A 19361-nucleotide genomic window follows, 5' to 3' on the forward strand; every position below is an offset into this window, starting at 1 on the left:
GTGTTGAACTGCTGGGTGACCGAGACGAAGCTCACGGCATGCTTGTCGAAAAGCTCCATGATGCGGGCGAAGTCGAGAAGGGAGCGGCTCAGCCGGTCCACCTTGTAGACGACCACGCAATCGATGTCACCGGCCTCGATATCGGCGAAGAGTCTCTTGAGGGCGGGCCGCTCCATGTTGCCGCCGGTAAATCCGCCGTCGTCATACCGATCGGCGATGCACAGCCATCCCTCGTGCCGCTGGCTCGCGATATATGCCTCCGCAGATTCCCGCTGGGCATCGAGGCTGTTGAAGTCCTGGTCGAGACCTTCGTCGGTGGATTTCCGGGTATAGATGGCGCAGCGAACGGTCGCTCGCCGGTTATCCATAGATTGGTGGGTGGGTGTATTGCTTCTTTCGTATTGCCTGCTCATCCGTTCCTCCCGTCCGGCTCGTCGCCTTGATCTTGCGGTCCCTTGGGTTCCGCAAGCCCGAAAAAGAGGAACCCGTTCCACTTGCTTCCGGTGGCCTCCTGTGCGACAGCGGACAGGGACTTGAACCACCGGCCGTCATACTCGAAGCCCTTGTCCAGCACCTTGGCCACGATGTCCCGGCCCCTGAACTCCCTGACGAGCAATGTTCCCGGAAGCGGCAGTCTTGAATCGCGCTGCGGTTGCAGCCTGCCGCTCACCGACCGTTCCCTGACTTCCATCAATCCCGGCTTAATAGGGTCCCGCAGCATGCGGATTCGGAGGTCAGCATCATTGGCGATCTCTTCCGCCCTCCGCCTGGCCCGTTCGGATAGGCTGCCTTCGGCCAGGGCCTGCAACCGCCAGGCGATACGCTTCCGAAGAAAATCCTTGTGGTGGGACCTCGTCTCCTCTCCGAAGACATCGATATACCTTTCCCGGAGTTCCCCGACGGTCATTCGGGAAAGGGCCTGCACCTGCTGATACGTCGTTTCATTCATGACAACCTCCAAAGGTTTAATGGTCAGTATCCGAAAAAACTCGGCAATCCGGCCGTCTCTCGGCGTTAACCGCTGCTTGAATGAAGGCTTCTATCGGCGGAACAATCAAGTCGGTTCTCTGTAAACGCCTCGGATTCTTTGGTTTGCGTTACATGGCCGGCCATTTCGGGAGTGGATGTCGGCAACCGACGCCCCGCTCTGTAGCGGAGGTAGCCTTCCCCCAGGATCGAGGCGATCTCTGCAATCGTTTCCGCGAGATCGCGTTCTGCGGATTCTCTGAATTCCATCGTGCCCTCCTTGCGGCGACCGCTGAGCTATTGTGGATGCCGTCGAGGAGGGATGGGTCAGCCGCGAGGGTATCGACCGCGGAGCCCATTGGTCCGCCCCGAAGGGCTGACTCACCGGCACCCACAACGGTCTCCGTTCTTACGGCCGATTCCGCTGTCTGGTGTTTCTCTTCCGCCGGGCGTAGTTACCCGGCTTCGGTCGATACCTACTGGAGGACCCATCGGGGTGTCGGGCCGAGTTGACCAGGCGGGCGTTAACAGCGTCCGAAAAAGGAATGGAGAATCGGAGAATCCGGGGGGCACATCCGAGTGTGGCGGGCGCGAACGTCAACGTCCTTGGTTGAAACTCGAAAGCTGTGAGGGGAACGGAGAATCTGGAAAAATGTTCGGGCGGGCGTAAGTCGGCGTGAACACGCTGGAAACGACAAAACCCCGAGGGGAGAATCCCACGGGGCTTTGTGCTAACAAATGACCGTCGAAATCGACGGATTGAATTTTGGCTCCTCGAGTAGGACTTGAACCTACAACCTAGTGGTTAACAGCCACTTTTCTATTGATTACCGCTATTTACTTCATTTTAATTTATGATATATTTTACCATATATTTCAAATAGGTTATGGTCTTTACTTTTTTATTGACTTACTTTTTGATACCTGTATATTGGCCTTGCGGGTTGGAAATACGGTTGGAAAATAAATCCGCCTTTTCTGTAAACCAGTAACGGCGTAACCACCGGTTTTCGGCTTTCCAACAGGATGATAATATTTAATCTTTTGAAAAGGTGGTGGTCAATGAAACGCTTCAAAACGGACTATCCGGGCGTTTTTTTCCGGGAAGCAAAACGAGTCGGATCTAAGGGGGTGGACCGGGTTTATTATGTCGTTTTTAAAAAAGACGGTAAGGTCATTGAGGCAAAAGCCGGAAGTCAGCACCGCAACGACATGACACCGGCAAAAGCCGCACTTAAGCGGGCGGCTTTGATTGAGGGGAAGGCAGAAACGCCGGCCGAAAAGCGCGAAGCGGAAAGGGCCGCAAAAGACGCCGAAAAAAACCGGTGGACTATTGCTAAAATATGGGACCAATATTGTGAATCTTTCCCGGAAAACAAGGCGCTTCGACATGAACAAGGCAAGTTTGATCGTTATATTCGAGATGCTATCGGTGGCAAGGAACCGGCCGATCTTTTGCCACTTGATGTTGACAGGATACGCTTGTCACTTCAAAAAGCCGGGAAAAAAACGATGGCGGCAAGAGTCATAGAGCTTCTTCGAAGAACGATCAACCACGGTGTGAAACGCGGATTAATCCCTGCCCTGCCCTTTAAAATCGAAGTCCCAAAGCTCAATAACCAAACGACAGAAGATTTAACATCGGAACAGTTGGCGCGGCTCATTGACGCTTTAAATGGCGATGTGGACCAGGTAGCTGCAAACGTGATGCGGCTTGCTCTTTACACTGGCATGCGGCGCGGCGAAATTTTCAAGCTCAAATGGTCCGATATCGACTTTGACCGGGGGTTTATATCATTGAAAGATCCTAAGGGCGGCAAGGATCAAACAATACCCTTGAGTGAAAAGGCAAAGCGGATCTTTAGCGATATCAAAAAAACAGATGACTTTATATTTCCAGGTCGCATTCAGGGCTCGCATTTAAACGATTGCCGGAAAAGTTTTAACCGGATTGCCAAAGCAGCGCAGCTCCCGAAAGGGTTCCGGCCGCTTCATGGCTTGAGGCACGTTTACGCCTCAATGCTGGCGAGTTCCGGCCAGGTGGATATGTACACTCTTCAGCGCCTTTTAACTCACAAGAGCCCGTTAATGACGCAACGCTATGCCCATTTACGCGACGATACAATGAAGCGCGCGTCCGATGTGGCGGGCGATATCATCGACAACATAAGCAATTTGCAAAAACGGAAGAGCGAAAATGCCGAATAATTACAATCAAACCAAACTCTTAGGCAAAGCTGCCGTTGAATTTTTAAAACGCAATCCAAAGCAGTTTAAAACGTATTTGGATGAAACTGGCTTCGGGGATTTTTTTAAACAGCTTCGCGTGAAGTATCCAAATATTTCAGAGAAAGAGCTTGAAGACATACTGGCGGAATCGCTTGTAAGCCCGGCGGTTGTTTCGGATCGTGCGGCGGCAAGTGATGCTTATTATAGGGCCTTTAAGCGGCTTTGTGCTGAGATGGGATGGAGTAGGCAGGAAGAAGACGATTGGATATTTTTCGGAAAACCAGATCCTTTTGAAGATAGGCTCAATCAGTATTACGCGGAAGAGCTTTGCATGGATTCGGAAAAAATCATAAAAAATCTTATGGGCGATCACCCAACAAAAACACTGCTGGTGGCGATCGACACAGACCGCCCGATGGATGCGATTTTGTCAGAGGTCAAAGCCCTTGTGGCTACCGAAAAACACGGCCGATTTTTAAACGAGAGGCGGACGTTTTCTCGCGCCAAGTGGCTTCCAAAAGCCGAAGAATTGCTAAAGGTTTGGGACCTATACGGGCAGGCCGGGAAAACTCCGGGGACAGTGACTTTTAACATAATTTCAAAAATCGTGAAACGGCCGCTTTCAACCGTTAAAAGCCAGTGGCGATCAGCTTATGAGAAAATTTATAATGTTCCATATGAGCCCGCACAAAAGTTTTCAACCGAAGAAAAAAAAGAATCCGCGACGGAGCTTTGCGCCAAGTGCCCATATGGTGCAAAGTGTTACAAATCCGGCGATTGGTATCCTTGCGCTGATTATTTGCGGATTGCCGGAAAAGAGCGCGGCCTAAAAACGGTAGAGCTTTCCGAAAGCCTATTCGCCGACGACTAAAACAAAAACACACCTTTTATATAGGGCTCCTGGATTTTTTTTCCAGGGGCCTTTTTTATTGGCTGCGAAATAAACACCCCCCCTTATTTCACCCTTTTACATAAGTAAGAACGCGGAAAAAAAACTACGCGGACAACGCTTAAAAAGGGAGAAGTCAAAAAATGGACCTACATCTACTTGACGAAAAGCAAGTCGCCGAAGAATTACGTATAAAAGTTCAAACCCTTCGAAATTGGCGGCACCTGGGAAAAGGACCGGCTTATTTGAAACTCGGCAGTCGAGCGATTCGTTACAGAAAAGAGGACTGCGAAGCATTCGCATTTCAACGTCGAATCGATCCGAACGGCCAGTCAGCAGCCTAAGCCCATAAAACGCCGAAAAGCCCGAACCGGGGAAGGTTTACGGGCTTTCCGAAAGCAGCTTGAAGAGGTAGATAATGCATATCGCAAATGAAGCAGAAAGTCAATTAAAACTTAATTGGCAAAGTGTTTTCGACGCCATGAAAAAGGTGCTGACCGACCGGCGAATCGTTCTTGACCGCGAACCGAAATTCGATGGCAATATTGAACGATATCCGGTTGATGGCAGAAAACGCGGGAACCGTGACGCGTGGTTTGTCGGGCACATAGACGATTATCCCGTCCTTTACGGCGGAATTCATGGTGGAGAAGACTTTAAGTATTCGCCACTGAACGGCAGCCGTCAATGCTCGCCAGAAGAAAAACGCCGAATGGACGAGCGCATAGCAGAAGCAAAACGGAAGCGAGCCGAAGAACTTAAAGCGCAACACAGCCAGGCCGCAAAAGAAGCACGGGCCGAATTCGAAGCGGCAATACCGGCAACGGATGATCACCCCTACCTCATTAAAAAACAAGTCAAGGCGCACGGTATCCGGCTGGACAGCGACGGGCGGTTACTTATACCCGTTACGAGCGAATCGGGCGAAATTCGAAGCCTACAGCGCATTTACGCCAATGGAGAAAAGCGGTTTCTATCTGGTGGCGAAGTAAAAGGCAATTACTTCACCATAAATGGGAACGGACCGCCCATCATCTGCGAGGGATATTCAACGGGCGCAACGCTCTTTGAATGTACCGGGCGAAGCGTGTTTGTCGCTTTCAATGCCGGAAACCTTGAACCGGTTGCGCTGAAAATCCGCAAGCAATACCCGAGCGCCGAAATTCTGATAGCTGCCGACAATGACCAATGGAAACCCGAAATCGGCAACGTCGGCGTCAAAAAAGCGAAAGTGGCCGCGTCTGTTATAAATGCGCGGGTCGCGATTCCTGAATTTAAAGACGTTTCGAGCGAACCGACCGACTTCAACGACCTGCTTACGCTGGAAGGTGCCGACGAAGTTATCCGGCAATTATCGCCACAAAGCGAGCAGGAAGAAGACACGGAAGACTTTGACCAAACAGTAACGCGGGCGGAACTATCCGCGTTAATTGAACAATGTGCGGATTTTGACGAGCTTATCACCGGAATAGCGGAAAAGGTTAGCACCAGCGGGCTTCCCGCTACGCAAATATTATCACTGCGAAAATACATTGTAAAGCGATCGAAAGAATTAAATCCGAATGGTGGCGTTTCCGTTTCTTCGCTTGAAGCAGACGCCAAAGAGTTTAAACACATAAAGGCCGAAAAGGATTTTCAACACTTACAGGCAGCACGCGCGGTTATTGCCATGGTTGGCGCAGAAAACCTTATCCATGACGGCGTGTTTACCTGGAAGTATAACGGCCACGGTTTGTGGGTACAAGCTGATGATCGTGAGATAAAGAAAAGCGTTCACAAAATATCTGAATCCGAAGAATTGACGAAGACCATCGTCGGTTCAATTCTCGACCTTTTCAAAACAGAAATTTATAAAAGCGGACATGTTTTTGATGTGGATCGGCGGACAATAAACTGCCCCAACGGTGAGCTGCATTACGTTGATCACGATTGGGTTTTAAAGCCACATTGCCGAGAAAATTATCGCACAACGCAGATTGCAACGGCCTATGATCCGGCGGCAAAAGCGCCCCGGTTTTTAAGGTATCTCCAAGAAGTATTCCGCGATGATTCCGACCGGGTAAACAAGACAGCTCTGGTTTTGGAGTGCATCGGATACAGCTTGCTATCAAGCTGCGAGTACGAAAAGTTTTTCATTTTGAGCGGATCAGGCGCAAACGGTAAATCGAAGTTGATGAACGCGGTTCAGTCGCTTGTCGGAGTGAAGAATATATGCGCGGTACAACCGTCACAGTTTGACAATAAGTTTCAGAGGGCGCACCTGCACCACAGGCTGGTAAATTTGGTGACCGAAATAGCGCAAGGAGCCGAAATCCCCGACGCACAATTGAAAGCTATCGTTTCCGGGGAACTCACAACGGCCGAGCATAAACACAAGAATCCCTTTGATTTCAGACCTTACGTGACATGTTGGTTTGGTACGAACCATATGCCACACACAAGGGATTTTTCCGATGCGCTGTTTCGCAGGGCAATTATTATTCCATTCAATCGCATTTTTCAGGAAGAAGAGCAAGACAAGCAGCTTGACAAAAAATTAGCAGATGAGGCTCCAGGTATTCTTTCCTTAGCGCTTGAGGGCCTCACAACATTGTTTGAGCGGGGCAGCTTTATTGAAACGCAAGAGTGCTTGGCCGCCAAAAAGGCATGGCGTTACGAGTGCGACCAGGCGGCGCAGTTTGTTGACGAATGCTGCTTGCTCGGGCCGGGCTTATCGGTTTTAAGCGCGGACTTATATGTCGCTTATCAAAAGTGGGCCACGGATTCAGGCGTCCGGCGAACGCTTGGCAGGAATTCTTTCTCCAGTCGGGTTATCCGGTTGGGGGCCGAGGCCGGAAAAGGAACCGCCGGGGCTCGAATGCTCTATGGCGTCGGGCTAAAATGACAGCGCAAGTGGCGTTAGTGGCACATGTTTCGAGATCACCCCTGTTGTAAAATGTGTGTGTAGGAAAATACAACAGGGAGAAGATTTATATAGAGCTTAAATAGGATTTTGCGCCACAAGCGCCACTCACCCTGGAAACTTGATAAAATCATCGGAAATGCTGGCAGTATAACCGATTGGTCAATCGAGCTGGCCGTAGAACTGGCTTGTGACAGCGCGGATATCAGCACGGAGACTTTCCGCGAATACGGCCGGGTGGCATACAAGTCCGGGTTGCTCGACAGCATAGAAGACGACGCCACCATAGGCGGTCTTGGTTGTGCCCATTTGACCATATCAGAGGACTTTAGAGAGCGTATTTACCGACTTCGGCCTACTGGACATAGGAGAGTATAGCACATTGAAAGCACAAAAACCAAATAAACACTTGGAATATTTCATGAATCCAAATCACACCAAAAGTATTGATATTGAATGTCTATCGCTCATTGGCCGAATATCAAACACTATCAGCGTGTTAGAGTGCACGGACGCGAACAGGCTCGAAGAGTTCAAGCGTAATTGCTTGGAATTGTTACAATAAACCAACAAAGGAGAAAGTAAGATGATTGAGAAATTCGAAGAAAAAGTTAAACAAATGTTTGAAAAGATTCAGAAAAGCCCGATGTTGAAGAAGATGGAAGAAGAAGAAAAGGCGGAACTCTTGACGCGGCGCCATGAGACGGCCGGACGGATCAAGGAAGCCGAAAAGGCACGCGATGCTGAAATCCCGAGGTTGAAAGCCGATGTGGCAAGATTGGAACAGCGGGTTAAAGCCGCACAAAAGGCGTTAAATGAGGCGGTTGACTCTTTCCGGTTGGCAAAAGCTGGGTTGATGGGCGCGGGGCATCGGTTTGAAACTGAAATCGCCGGGCTTCATGCGGTTTTGAACGAAACCTATGACCGGCGGATTGACGAAGGCCTTGCCTTTTTTCAAGATAGGCTGGCGCACTTGCGCGAACCGGGCCGGATTTCCCGCGTTTCAGGGGGCGCCCGACGGAATTTGATCGGCATGACAAAGACCGTAAAAGAGGCATCCAATAGGCAGGCGGTTTTGTCAGCTTTGACCTATTGCCAGGACTCTCTCCGGCGGCTTGAAGACATGAAGTTGTCACCGGAATTTGACCTGGATGCCATTGACTTGCTGAAAAAAGGCATCCCGTCAATTGATGCTTTCACAGAAATCGAAAGCGAACGGCCGATTGGCGAAAACCTGAAACCGGTTTATGCCTGATGTGATTGTTGCCCGCTTCCTTTCCGGGGCGGGCAATCTATCGCATATGATAGTTGAGCGTCCAGGGGGTAGGGGGGGGCGAAATCTTAAGAGATCGACGAGCCGCTAACCGGAGCGGCAGGAAAACGCGTGAGAATCAAAGTTTTCACTTTTAAAAATTTGGAGGTCACACCATGACAAAAAAGACACAAAAAGCGATGGATATCCCACAGGTCAATGGCTCTCAACCGCCGGACCACTTAAGTTCTGAATCGAAACAGATCTGGAATGATATCATAGTGGAGCATGGCATTAATGATCCGGCAGGTTTGCGGATCTTGAGGGTTGCCTGCGAAAGCTTTGACCGGGCACAATCAGCCAGGACACAAATCGACCTGGACGGGCTGACAATTTTGGATAAATGGGGACAGATTAAGCCTCATCCTTTGCTTGCATGTGAACGAGATAGCCGGGCCGCTTTTCTTGCCGGATTAAAGGCGCTTTCGTTGGATCTTGAACCTGTTAAGGCGATAGGCCGACCGCCAAGGGGGTATTAATGCCGACCAATCGAACGCGAAAAAATAGAGGCGCGGGGGTCCTGAACAGTTCGTCAATCTTGCATTTTTTGACTGGAACATGCCTCCTTGCGGATTGCCAGATATGCAGCGGTGGGCATGCCATGTCGCGCGCAATCGGTCGTGAACCATATTCCTTAAATCCTGATGCCGGTGAAATATGGCGACGGAACAGGCGGCGGTTGCTCGAATTATGGCGAGATCCAAACGGGCCACCAAAGAATTCAAGCGGGTTTAGTCCTGAAAGCGCCAGGGGTATGGGGTGCGACGGCACGCCGTGTTGGGCTGAAACTTATATCGATGGGTAGAAGGAAGGCGGTGACCTAACACCATGCGCAACGAGTCATAAAAAACTGTCTCAAAGCAAATTGCATGCCTTCATGTAAAACTATCCTGTCTCATTAGATTAAAATTCACTCGGCACAGAATTTGAAAGAGACATGACATTTAGCGTTATGCGTCACGCACAGGCTCATGGTGGCGCGATCTATGCCGGGTGCATAGGGGCATAAGGGCTTAGTGCCGTTCGTGGCGCGGTGGCTGTGCTGTCCATGACCAAAAGCCAGCTTTCTATGTTGGCGGTTGAAGTGGAGAGGGTTTATGGGGAGATGGCTAAGGAGGAACAGCGGAAGGCTGGCAAAATAGTAGGCCAAATGACCAAAGAGGATTTTGGCAAAAACAAGCTTGAGGAAAAAGTACCTCAAGCTAAAGATGGGGAGAAGCCGGAACGGCAATATCTAAAATGTAAAGTATGCGGTGATATGTTTGATGGGGATATGGGCCATTTATGGCATTGTCCGGTATGCGACCATCATTGGCCTCATGGATTATACAGCATGTGTAAGAACTGCGACGCTGAAGAATCAGCAGAACATGACACAATAACCATAAGCAAAGAAGAATTTTTAAACCGTATTAACGAGTTAAAAAAGCGAGAGTTACAATCCCGCGACAAAGCCGCTAAAGCAGTAGGCGTATCCGGCAAGATGGTCAGCATGGCGAAGGCTGTGGCCATTTCCTGAAGTGGGTTGAGGGGTGCTTTCCTTGGATGACTCACAGAACGGCTACCAACTGGATGTCTGTTGCCGAAACCTTTAAATTGGAAACGGTTTCCAATTTCACAAATTTTCAAGCCAAAGCCCTCTACCTATTAGCCGCACCCTCAACGCCGGAACCGGCACGGCAAGATGGCGCGACCTTATAACCTGTCTTGAATGAGACATTGACCGGCTCCTTATTAGGGGGCCGGTTTTTTTGTTGGCGGCGGGTTGATAGGTTGGAAATATGGTTGGAAACGAAAAAAAGGCTTAGAGGTTTTTTTCTCTAAGCCCTTGATTTTATTGGCTCCTCGAGTAGGACTTGAACCTACAACCTAGTGGTTAACAGCCACCCGCTCTGCCTATTGAGCTATCGAGGAATATTTCTGAGCCTGTTCCCCCCACTGACGTGGAGATTTGGCTTTTAACCCATGCGATGAGGGATGTCAACAGGAAAAAACAAACACAGGAAAAAACAAACAATTGCTGCTTTATCGCGTCAGCCATTCGGCATAGAGGCAGTTTTAAGACATTATTTCTATATCGGTGCCGAAGGGGACGGCATCATCCCCGTGATACCGGCCGGCCCTGCGCTCGCAACTCCTGCTGAACAGCATATCCAAGAGTTCCCACCAAATAGGGCTTTTTTAAATAGGTGCCGGCGCCGAGCTTTTGCGCCTGGCGCACACGTTCGGTTTCCGAAAATCCCGAGACAATGATTGCCTTTTGGCCGGGATGAAGCGCCAAGGCTTTCTCATAGGTCTCAAGGCCGTCCATTCCGGTCTCCATGATCATATCCAACACCAGCAGGTCAAAGGCTTGCCCGGACAAACATGCAAGGGCCTGCTCACCGCTTTCGGCGGTAAAGACGGAGTAACCCAGTTTTCTCAGGATGCCGGAGGCGATTTCCCGTTGCTCCTTGACGTCATCCACCACAAGGATTGATTCCGAATTCCCGCTCAGGGTGTCGATATTCAAGGCTTCGGCAGGTTCAGCCACCTCCTCCCGTGTGGCAGGAAAAAAGAGCGTAAAGGTAGTGCCGAGGCCCGGGTTGCTTTGCACTTCAATGTGCCCTTTATGATCTTGAACGGTGTTCCAGACAACCGTCATGCCGAGCCCGGTGCCGCTTCTTCCCATGGCTTTTTTGGTATAAAACGGCTCAAATATTTTGTTGATGTCATCGGGCAAAATACCGTTGCCGTCGTCCGTCACGCGAAGTGCGACGTAATCCCCCTCCGGCAGATTGCCCGGCCCCGGCGCTTCGCTTTCGACATATCGATTTTCGGTTTCAATGGTCACAACGCCCTTACCGGTAATGGCTTCGGCCGCATTGGTCACCAGGTTCATGACCGTTTTGGCCAGATGCATCCGGCTGCCCTGAATGTTGAGAAGGGTGGGTTCAAGCCAAAAAATAAATTCAATGTCCGAATGGTGGGCCATCAGATTCTGATGTTCCGGACTCTCCAGATACTCCATAATCGTTAAATTCAATGGGACGATTTCAAAGGTGGGAACTCCCCTTCGAGCCAGGGTTAACATATCCTGTACAATCGCAGCGGCCTTTTCGCCCGACTTTTGAATGAGCCGAATCGAATCGCGCATCGGGCTGTTCTCGGGCAAATCCATCAGCAACAATTGCGGGTAACTCACCAATCCGGAAAGAATATTATTTAAATCATGGGCAACCCCACCCGCCAGTGTTCCGATGGCCTCCATTTTATGCGCCTGTTCGAGTTCGGCTTCCAGAAGCTTTCGGTCCGTTATGTCCGTTAACACCCCCTGAATCCCGACGGCAAGGTGGTTGATATACCTGGGGCGGCTTGAAATACGCACCCAGCAATAATCGCCCGACTTTCGCCGCATCCGGTATTCCTGGGGTGTTAGTTCTCCTGCCAAAACTTTCTGAAATCGGTTTTGAACACGGGCGTAATCCTGTTTATGAAAAACGGGAAGAAACGATTGCCCCACCACCTCTTCGGGCCGATACCCCAGAACGTTTTCAATGGTCGGGCTAACAAACTCCAATATGGCGTCCTTGTTCGCCGAGTAAATAACATCATTAATATTTTCCACCAAAAGGCGATACTTTTCCTCGCTCTCCCGCAAGGCATCTTCAGTCTTTTTCCGCCCCTCTATCTCCAGGGACAGCATCGAGTTGGCGTTTACCAGGGCTGCCGTTCGCGCCTCAACAATATCTTCAATCCGCTTCTGGTGTTCGCGCAGCTCGGCCTCGGCTTTTTTCCGTTCGCCGATCTCTGAACGCAAATCGGCAATAAGCCCCGTGTTTCTATACTGCAGGGCAATTGAGGTTTCGATCGTCTGATTGAGTCGTCTAGCTGCAAACCACATGAGCAGCCAGAACAATAAAGTCATTGCTGCCATGCCGGTGTGTATTTCGTCACCCGCATAAAAGAATCGCCAAATCAGCGGAAGCATCGCCGGCAGGCTGAATGATAAAAATGTGCCGGATAAAACAGAAAAAGCGCCCACGGAGCCGGCAATCATACCGCCGACAACAAAAGCGATAACAACTTGATGGACAAACGAATCCGAAGGGAATAACAAAACAGCCGCGACCCCCCATAAGCTGCCGGCTAAAAACGAAGAAATAAAAATCAGATGCTTCCATTTCGATACATCCGCCGGTTGCACGTCCGCTCGCAGGAAACGCGCCTTTAGAATGAGCCTAAAACAAATAACCGCCATAAGCGCGCCCAACCACGAGAGCAATGCAGGCGCCGAGACAACCGGCAATAAAATCAATGATAGCACGCCTGCATTGAACAGTGTCGCACTAACGGCCAGCGTGGTTTGCTGGTAACTTTTCTTCACTTGCTCGAAAAGGATATATGCCTTTTCAGATTCGGTATTCAAAACTAACAGCCCTTTCCTTCAGGGGGGACGTCATTGTCAAAAAGCGGCCTGGAATTCGGGTTATTATATAATTTAACGAGTTACCGTCAATGATATAATGGGCGCGTAAGCCAATTTCCGATATCATACGGGGTATTCGGTCGTTCCCGAAGCTGTCGCGAAAAGGAGGAAATTAATGCTGGTCTTAAAAGAAAATTCTTCATATAATGTAGAAATTGATATTCAGGACAGCGGGCCTGGAATCTCCTCTTCCGGCAGGCTGCTCCAACAAACCACACTATTCTTTTTTTCCTCACGGAGGTTTTAATGGCGCAGCCCCAACCCAACCGCAATGGCACCGTTTCCAAACCCGAAACCAACGCCCTGGTCACCGATATCCGCAGGCATATTCGCTCAAACCTTGGAAACGACCCCTTCAAGCCGGACAAATATTCCTGTTTCATGGGACTGGCTTATAGCGTGCGAGATCGGTTAATTGAGCGATGGATCCGCTCACAACGCGCCATGTATGACACCATGGCCAAGCGCGTCTATTTTCTCTCTCTGGAGTTTTTACCGGGCCGTTTTTTGAAAAATTACCTCATCAGCCTTCAAATGGAGGAAGAAGCCCGCATCGCACTGCGGGAAATGGGTTTTGACATAGACGAGCTTGAGGAAGAAGAATGGGATGCCGGCCTCGGTAACGGCGGCCTCGGCCGATTGGCCTCCTGCTATATGGATTCCATGGCCTGCCGGAATTTGCCTTGTTACGGCTATGGCATTCGATACGATTACGGCATCTTTCATCAAACCTTGGAAAACGGGTACCAACGCGAGAGTTGCGATAATTGGCTGCGCCGGGGCAATCCGTGGGAAATCAAGCGACGCGCACACCTTGAGGAGATCCGTTTTTACGGCCGATCAGAGTCCTATTCGGGCGATGACGGGCGACTTCGGTATCGCTGGGTGGATGGGGAATCCGTGATGGCGATGGCCTGCGATATTCTGATTCCCGGTTTCGGGGACGATTTCGTAACGAATATGCGGTTGTGGATCGCCCAATCGAGCCGTGAATTCAACCTGGATGACTTTAATCAAGGGGACTACATCGGCGCCGTAGAAAACAAAGTGTTGACCGAAAATATTTCCAAGGTGCTCTACCCCAGCGATGAGGCGGAGCAGGGAAAAGCGCTTCGCTTAAAACAGCAGTACTTCTTTGTCGCCGCCACCTTGCGGGACATTATTCGCCGGTATAAAAAACAACATTCGTCCTTTCTGGAATTTTCGAATTACATCGCCATTCAGCTAAATGACACGCACCCGGCCATCGCCATTCCGGAACTCATGCGCGTGTTGATGGACGAGGAGCTGTTGGACTGGGAACCGGCATGGGAGATTTGCGAAAAAACATTTGCCTATACCAACCACACGGTTCTGCCTGAAGCGCTGGAAACGTGGCCGGTCGCCCTGATCGGCAGTATATTACCGAGGCACCTGGAAATCATTTTTGAAATCAATCGCCTTTTTCTGGAAAAAGTTCAACGACAGTACCCGAATGATCCGGCGCTCTATGAAAAGCTGTCCATTGTTCAGGAAGACGCCGGCAAACACATTCGAATGGCGCATCTGGCCATCGTGGGCAGCCATTCGGTCAACGGCGTGGCGGCCCTGCACAGCGAGATTCTGAAAACTTGTCTTTTCAAGGAGTTTGATCAACTGTATCCGGGCCGTCTCGGCAACGTCACCAACGGCATCACCCCCCGCCGATGGCTCTGCCAGGCCAATCCCACACTCTCGCGGCTCATCACTTCCGTCATCGGCGCCGGCTGGATCACCGATCTGGAACGGCTCCGAGAATTGGTTCCCTATGCCCGGGATCCTGAATTCCGGTTTGCCTGGATACGCACCAAGCTTGAAAACAAAAAACGGCTGGCCCGCTATATTCTGCGAAAAGTGGGCATGGAAGTCACCCCGGAATCCTTGTTCGATGTTCAGGTCAAACGAATTCATGAATATAAGCGGCAACTCTTGAACGCCCTGCATGTGATAACTCTTTACAACCGAATGCTCGAAAGCCCGAAGACTCCGGTGTGCCCCCGCACGGTCATTTTCTCGGGGAAAGCGGCGCCTGCGTATCATCAGGCCAAACGCATCATTAAGCTCATCACCTCGGTGGCAGAGAAGATCAATTCAGACCCCATGGTCGCCGGGCGGCTTCGGGTGCTTTTTCTGCCGAATTATTGCGTTTCCCAAGCGGAAAAAATCATTCCGGCCGCGGATCTCTCAGAGCAGATCTCAACGGCCGGCATGGAGGCCTCCGGCACCGGAAACATGAAAATGTCCCTCAACGGCGCGCTGACCATCGGCACGCTGGATGGCGCCAATATAGAAATCATGGAAGAAGTGGGGCGGGAAAATATTTTCATTTTCGGCCTGACCACGACTCAAGTCACCCATTTAAGGCAAAGCGGATATGATCCGATGTCTTATTATGCCAATGATCCGGAATTGAAAAAGGCTATTGACATGATCGCGTCCGGCTTTTTCTCGCCACAGGATTCAAGATTATTCGCCCCCCTTCTGCAAACCCTCTTTGATAAGGGCGATTATTATATGCTCATGGCCGATTATCGCGCCTATGTCACCGCTCAGGAAGAAGCGGCGCGGTTATTTCAGAATCCGGATGAATGGGCCGAAAAATCGATTTTGAACACGGCCCGCATGGGTAAATTTTCCAGTGACCGGGCTATTCTCGAATATGCCGACACCATCTGGCACACCGTACCGGTGAAAATGACGCCATAGCATTCGTGTGCCATCGGCTGAAACTGGAGGAAGTAAGAATAAGCGCGGCGTCACTATCCGCTGTGAGTGGGGCGCATCTGTTGAAGACCGTCAACGCTTATTCAGCCGGTTTTTTCTTTTTTCGGTAATTAATATCTTGCCTCACCAGGGTTTCCAGGGCTGCGTCAAAATAGGATTTCCTGCAATCCACGGTTCCGATAGCGCCGTTATTTTGCAAGAAAGCCATGTACCGACAGCCGCCGAAACATAGCGGTAAGTATTCGCAGTTCAGGCATTCCTCGTTTTTCCAGTTATCAAGCCCGTAAATTGTATCCGCTTTCGTCCCATCGGTGCCGACATCGCCGACGGCGAAATTTTCATGCCCCGCAAACGCGGGACATTTGAAGAGCCCGCCATCATAGTTCACCACAAAGGTGCTCCGGTTTTCAATGGCGCACATGATGGGCTGAATCTTCGGTGTGAAATACCCCCTTTTTAAGATCTCTTTTCGTAAAACGCTTTCCGCCTCGAGAATCCAGGGCGCATGCGGCACCAAGCATCCCCCCTGATATTTAGCCAGCAGATGCGGATGGTTGGCGGGCTTCAGGATGGGGTCGAATTTCACCCCATCGAGAACATTCGGCGTCAGCCCGTTCGCTTCCAGAAAATCAAGCAGGTGCACAAACTGCGGCCAGGACTGCTGGTCGTAATTCCCGCCAATACCGATTTTGACGATATCACTGACCGCCTTTACGTTGTTTATCAATACATCGAAACTTGCCGCTCCGGATTTAAACGGCCGGTAGCGATTATGAACCTCGCCGGGACCGTCCAGCGTGACTTTGGCCGAAGTAAGCCCCAGGGGCACCAGCCGTTCGGCGACCTTTCGCGTCAACAGACTACCGTTGGTCACCAGGTTAAATGAAAACGCGGCCTTCCGGGATGCCGCAAACGATTTGAGCGCGAATGCGATATATTCGATGCGCGGCACGCTTAACAGCGGCTCTCCGCCGTAAAAGGTAACCAGCAGTCTTTTCCTTTCCGCTGTAAACCGCCGCTTGATGAACCCGATGAGCCGATCCGCGGTTTCGGCAGTCATGTACCGGTCCCCTTCGGGATCACCCTCAAAACAGTACACACAGGAAAAATTACAGTCCAGATTCATCACGGCAATAATTTGCAGATCCGGGTTTGCGGTATTTAAACGATTCATCATCCCGCATACGGACGCCTTTTCCATTTGCGTGTCTTCAACCAGAATACCGAGCCTGGAAAGCGTTTCGCTTTCAGCGGCGGTTACATTCCCGGCTTTGATGCGCTGAAAGGTCTCCCTTGAAACGCGGATTTTTGAAATGGTCCGGGTGGAAAAGACGACAAGATCATCCGGTGACGCTTGACCGGCAAAGATTTTGAGATATCGGGATAAGGGCATGGCAGCCTAACCCGGCAAAGCCGGATGCTGGGATGCTGGGATGCTGGGATGCATGAAAGCCATCTTTCACCTTCAGCGAATATACACGCAAAAGCGTGCATATTTCTGATAAGGGGTCTAAAGGGATAAAAAAAGGGGAGAAGAATCTCCCCTTTCGGGAAAGCCGATCGAATTACCAGTCCGCACATAATGGTATGGACACTCTCGATTGAAAACGTATGAAACGCAACTGATGGCGCAGAGAATATGTCTATACGATTTTGGCCTCATCAGTACTTCCATAGGGGCATGTAAGAGGCAATGCAGCAAATCGCCCTGATATCGAAATCACCATCCATTCCCTCGTCCAATACTTCAATGGCCGGTACTTCTTCCGTGACTTTGTGGGATGTCGTTTCCATTTTGGTTCCTCCTTTAACGCTAAGATGGTTATCGTCTATTAGGCAAACCCGTTTTGCCTTTATCACCTAAAACTCACAGCGTATTCCCGCTTCCATCCATCTTTCCGGATTATTTAATTGGGTTAAAAAATACTGTGATCCGTTCAACAGATTATGAGCGGTCATAAACAAATGACTGCTCATTGTTTTATGGGTAAATATTTTTTTGCTGATAGTTAAATCCCATATCACATCACCGTAACTTGCGCCATAGGATTCCGGAAGATCCCAATCCACATACCGGCCGAAAAGCTGGGCCTGGCAAATCCGCGGGTTGCTGTATTCCATGCCGATCCCCGCTGTGTGCATGGCATTGGAAAAGGTCTCATTTGCCGGGTCGATATCCACATAAGTCCAATGTCCGAACAGCGACACATCATAGACCGGCCTGGTTTTTACCTCCAGTTCGATTCCCCTACGATCCCGGCCGCCGGAATTGATGAAAATGGAATTATACGCGGGCGGTCCGCCCCCGCCGGGCGCCACCTTCAAGGCTTTATCCTGGTCATGAAAAAACGCGCTGAACCGTAACCAGAGATATGGAATCTTGACGGTTTCAAAGCCGAGCTGATAGGACCAGGCGTCTTCGGGTTCCAGATCCGGATTGGGGTCCAGGAAAAGACCGCCGCCGGACAGCAAAGATAAAAAGGGGTAATTAAACCCGCGTGCCAGCGTGGCACGAATAATGGTGTTGTCCTGATGATTGTACGCGATCCCCAGGCTGGGGCTGAAAAAGGAATCCGCCACGCTGTTGTGATCGAATCGCGCGCCGGGCGTGATCGAAAAATCTCCGAATGTGATCGTATCGTTTAAAAACACGGCCCAGCGATCCAGGTCGGACCGGCTCAGATCGGATTCCGGCACCCCGAACGCTTGCAGGGTGGCGCCTGCCAGAATCAACTGATCCATTTCCCCGTGATCCGCATCGAAACCCAGCACGCCGACATGCGCGCCGTCTTTCCAGACGAGTTTCGCGCTACCGCCGTAGGTTTCCTCATCCCAGGCGGTATCGGAGAAAAGCTCACCGGCCGTGGTGCTCAACATGCCCAAACCTAAACCGAGGACGGTGACCTCCGTATCCCTGGAAAGATGAAAGCCCGACACCTTCAGCTCGATTGCTCTGGTCAGCGTCAAATCCAGCGATGCGAGGGTGTGGCGACTCTCGATCTCCCCCAGGCCGTAAATGTCCGCGCTTGAAATCTCCCCGCCGTCGTTTTCCGGCCGGCTGTAACCAAAGCTCAATTGCAGTCCCCCCCGGTCCGCAACCGGAATATTCACCTTCGAAAAAAAACTGCCATTGTCATATTCCCGGTCATTCCACAACCCGTCGGAGGCCTGTTTCCCACCGTAAAGATAATATCCCACGGGTCCGATCAGTCCGGCAACCTGGGCGTTATAATCAAAAGTGCGCGATTCTCCGACAGCGGCGCTCACGGATCCGGTCGGCGCCGGTTGCGTACCGGGCTGTTTGGTAATGATATTGATCACCCCGCCCAGGGAAGAACCCCAGGCGGAAGAAGCCGGCCCCTTGATGATCTCGATCCGCTCGATGATGCCGACGGGTATGGCGTTGGTTTCAGCATGCCCGTCCGATAAGAAATTCCACTGAATACCGTCCAGCATCACCCGGACATGCCGGTCTTCAGAACCCTGAAGGGTCAAAAGCGATGTCGCTCCGAAATCCTGAGTAAAATTGACAAAGAGCCCCGGCACCCGACTGAGTACATCGGCCACGGTATGGGCGTTCATTTTTTGAATTTCATCGGCCGTCACGATCGTCACATTTTCGGCGGTTTTTGAAATCGGTTTGGGATATCTTGTGGCTGATATCACCAGGTCTTTCTGGGGGAAATAAAGGCTCAAGAGCTTCATTTCATAAGAGGATTGCGCCGTCGCAACCGCACTCAGCCCGAAAAGAACCCAAAACACGATGAATTTGCCTGGAAACAACTTCATAGCAACCCGATTTGAAAGGAAAAAACAAATTCACAGCCGGGCGAGAGTCGAAAAAACGTTTTTT

Annotated in this window: 15 protein-coding genes and 1 tRNA gene; 8 read left to right on the plus strand and 8 right to left on the minus strand. The window is 50.7% G+C overall.

Annotated features, from left to right (window positions below; all coding sequences use genetic code 11):
- The 3 genes from RBT11_14665 to RBT11_14675 form a co-directional block, all read right to left on the minus strand.
- Window positions 1-413 (minus strand): recombinase family protein (locus RBT11_14665; protein ID MDX9788024.1); only part of this gene is annotated, 413 nt, incomplete at its 3' end.
- Window positions 410-949, minus strand: a complete 540-nt coding sequence (locus RBT11_14670) for a DUF2924 domain-containing protein (protein ID MDX9788025.1) — start codon at window positions 947-949, stop codon at window positions 410-412. The genes RBT11_14670 and RBT11_14665, both read right to left, overlap by 4 nt.
- Window positions 950-1014: 65 nt before the next feature.
- Window positions 1015-1236: a hypothetical protein gene (locus tag RBT11_14675; GenBank protein ID MDX9788026.1), complete on the minus strand. Its 222-nt coding sequence runs from the start codon at window positions 1234-1236 to the stop codon at window positions 1015-1017.
- 792 nt (window positions 1237-2028) lie between these two features.
- Here RBT11_14675 and RBT11_14680 point away from each other — a divergent pair.
- From RBT11_14680 to RBT11_14710, 7 genes are all read left to right on the plus strand, one after another.
- Window positions 2029-3174: a site-specific integrase gene (locus RBT11_14680; protein MDX9788027.1), complete on the plus strand. Its 1146-nt coding sequence runs from the start codon at window positions 2029-2031 to the stop codon at window positions 3172-3174.
- Entirely contained in the window at window positions 3164-4066 is a 903-nt protein-coding gene (locus tag RBT11_14685; GenBank protein MDX9788028.1) for a hypothetical protein, read from the plus strand. Before RBT11_14680 ends, RBT11_14685 begins: the two co-directional genes overlap by 11 nt.
- A 161-nt stretch (window positions 4067-4227) precedes the next feature.
- A complete protein-coding gene (locus RBT11_14690; GenBank protein ID MDX9788029.1) occupies window positions 4228-4428 on the plus strand; it encodes a helix-turn-helix domain-containing protein in 201 nt (66 codons plus the stop codon).
- Between the two features lie 74 nt (window positions 4429-4502).
- A complete protein-coding gene (locus RBT11_14695) occupies window positions 4503-6968 on the plus strand; it encodes a phage/plasmid primase, P4 family (protein MDX9788030.1) in 2466 nt (821 codons plus the stop codon).
- Between the two features lie 604 nt (window positions 6969-7572).
- Window positions 7573-8241 (plus strand): hypothetical protein, encoded by a 669-nt coding sequence (locus tag RBT11_14700; protein ID MDX9788031.1) that lies wholly within the window; start codon window positions 7573-7575, stop codon window positions 8239-8241.
- 173 nt (window positions 8242-8414) lie between these two features.
- On the plus strand, window positions 8415-8777 hold the full coding sequence (locus RBT11_14705; GenBank protein MDX9788032.1) for a hypothetical protein: 363 nt from the start codon (window positions 8415-8417) through the stop codon (window positions 8775-8777).
- 569 nt (window positions 8778-9346) lie between these two features.
- Window positions 9347-9817 carry a hypothetical protein gene (locus RBT11_14710; protein ID MDX9788033.1) on the plus strand — a complete coding sequence of 157 codons (471 nt, stop codon included), beginning with the start codon at window positions 9347-9349 and terminating at the stop codon, window positions 9815-9817.
- Between the two features lie 319 nt (window positions 9818-10136).
- Here the strand turns inward: RBT11_14710 and RBT11_14715 are convergent.
- Window positions 10137-10212, minus strand: a tRNA-Asn gene (locus tag RBT11_14715).
- Between the two features lie 184 nt (window positions 10213-10396).
- Window positions 10397-12706, minus strand: a complete 2310-nt coding sequence (locus RBT11_14720; protein ID MDX9788034.1) for a PAS domain S-box protein — start codon at window positions 12704-12706, stop codon at window positions 10397-10399.
- A gap of 306 nt (window positions 12707-13012) precedes the next feature.
- Here RBT11_14720 and RBT11_14725 point away from each other — a divergent pair, with 306 nt between their 5' ends.
- Window positions 13013-15490, plus strand: a complete 2478-nt coding sequence (locus tag RBT11_14725; protein MDX9788035.1) for a glycogen/starch/alpha-glucan phosphorylase — start codon at window positions 13013-13015, stop codon at window positions 15488-15490.
- Between the two features lie 97 nt (window positions 15491-15587).
- Here RBT11_14725 and gptM read toward each other — a convergent pair whose 3' ends face one another.
- From gptM to RBT11_14740, 3 genes are all read right to left on the minus strand, one after another.
- Window positions 15588-16901 carry a geopeptide radical SAM maturase gene (gene gptM, locus RBT11_14730; protein ID MDX9788036.1) on the minus strand — a complete coding sequence of 438 codons (1314 nt, stop codon included), beginning with the start codon at window positions 16899-16901 and terminating at the stop codon, window positions 15588-15590.
- A 269-nt stretch (window positions 16902-17170) separates the two neighbouring features.
- Complete coding sequence (locus RBT11_14735) at window positions 17171-17302, minus strand: hypothetical protein (protein MDX9788037.1); 132 nt, start codon at window positions 17300-17302, stop codon at window positions 17171-17173.
- Between the two features lie 66 nt (window positions 17303-17368).
- Window positions 17369-19297 carry a TonB-dependent receptor gene (locus RBT11_14740; GenBank protein ID MDX9788038.1) on the minus strand — a complete coding sequence of 643 codons (1929 nt, stop codon included), beginning with the start codon at window positions 19295-19297 and terminating at the stop codon, window positions 17369-17371.
- Window positions 19298-19361 lie beyond the last annotated feature (64 nt).

Source organism: Desulfobacterales bacterium, assembly GCA_034003325.1.
In the GTDB taxonomy this organism is placed as follows: Bacteria; Desulfobacterota; Desulfobacteria; order Desulfobacterales; family JAFDDL01; genus JAVEYW01.